Origin of the sequence: Candidatus Magnetaquicoccus inordinatus, from assembly GCF_004217665.1 — a bacterium.
GTDB lineage: Bacteria > Pseudomonadota > Magnetococcia > Magnetococcales > Magnetaquicoccaceae > Magnetaquicoccus > Magnetaquicoccus inordinatus.
On sequence record NZ_RXIU01000517.1, the window covers coordinates 1 to 1,095 of the forward strand.

Sequence of the window (1,095 nt, forward strand, 5' to 3'; positions counted from 1 at the left end):
ACCATCACTCCACCCCCCACAACCGCCTCTGCTCCACCCACTCCATCGGCACCTTTTCGCCAAGTCATCGCCTCCGGTTGTCTCCCATCCAGTATCATCTCCACGATATCCGGAGCCAGCAACGTCAACTGCATCACCTTGGCGACGTAGGAGTTGTCCAGATTCTCCCGTTCGGCCAGTTCAGAGATAGTGGCCACTTTCCCGGATGATTCTCACTTTTTGTACCTCAGTATATCATTTTTATTGACAGGTTCCAGAGCGGATGAGGAGCAAAAGGGTGCGGTTTAGCTGGTAACCTGTTGGAGTGCATCCAACAGCTTTTTTTTGCGAATTGGTTTAGTCAAATATAAATTGCATCCTGCTTCCCTGCTGCGTTGAATCTCCTCTTCCATGGTATGGGCTGAAAGAGCGATAATCGGCGTGGCAACGCGTCCCATTTCCCGCTCCCATTGGCGGATCTGGCGGGTGGCCGTGTAGCCATCCATTCTTGGCATCTGTATGTCCATGACGATAACATCAAACGTTTCCTCTTGCACACGATCCAGCGCTTCTACACCATCATTAACCATGACCAAGTTATGCGGGCTGTTTCTGAGATATGCATCGAACAACACCCGGTTTTCCTCTGTGTCCTCCGCCAGCAGGATGTATAGTGGTTTCGTGCTGGTATCAGTGACATGTTCTGCTGGTGCGATCGGTGGTGTCGCCACGCACGCAGGCAGCGTAAAGAAAAATTGACTGCCTTGCCCAAATTGGCTGGCCACCCAGATTTGGAGATCGGATAATGGAGAAGCAGATTGAAAAGTCTCGATGAAGCAATGGATGATCATCCAATGCCATCAAAAATTTCAGTCGGATGGGGTGAGCCAGCATTTTTATGCATGATGCCACCCGTTCAAGGCCGGGTTGTTGAAGCACTGCAATATAATGGTGCCTGTTTGCGAGAGCCGCTATTCCCATCAGCGGTTCTCATGGGCAAGGTGCGCTGCCGATACGGATGTCGGCAGCCGCACCGATCACCATCACTCCACCCCCCACAACCGCCTCTGCTCCACCCACTCCATCGGCACCTTTTCGCCAAGTCATCGCCTCCGG

General features: G+C 52.3%; 1 protein-coding gene and 1 pseudogene. Both read right to left on the reverse strand.

Going from position 1 to position 1,095, the window contains the following annotated elements; all coding sequences use genetic code 11:
• Positions 1-197: pseudogene (locus tag EJP87_RS16945) on the reverse strand (hypothetical protein); the annotation flags it as partial.
• Between the two features lie 87 nt (positions 198-284).
• Positions 285-830, reverse strand: coding sequence for a response regulator (locus EJP87_RS16950; RefSeq protein WP_130472994.1), 546 nt, complete (start codon positions 828-830; stop codon positions 285-287).
• Between the last annotated feature and the right edge of the window lie 265 nt (positions 831-1,095).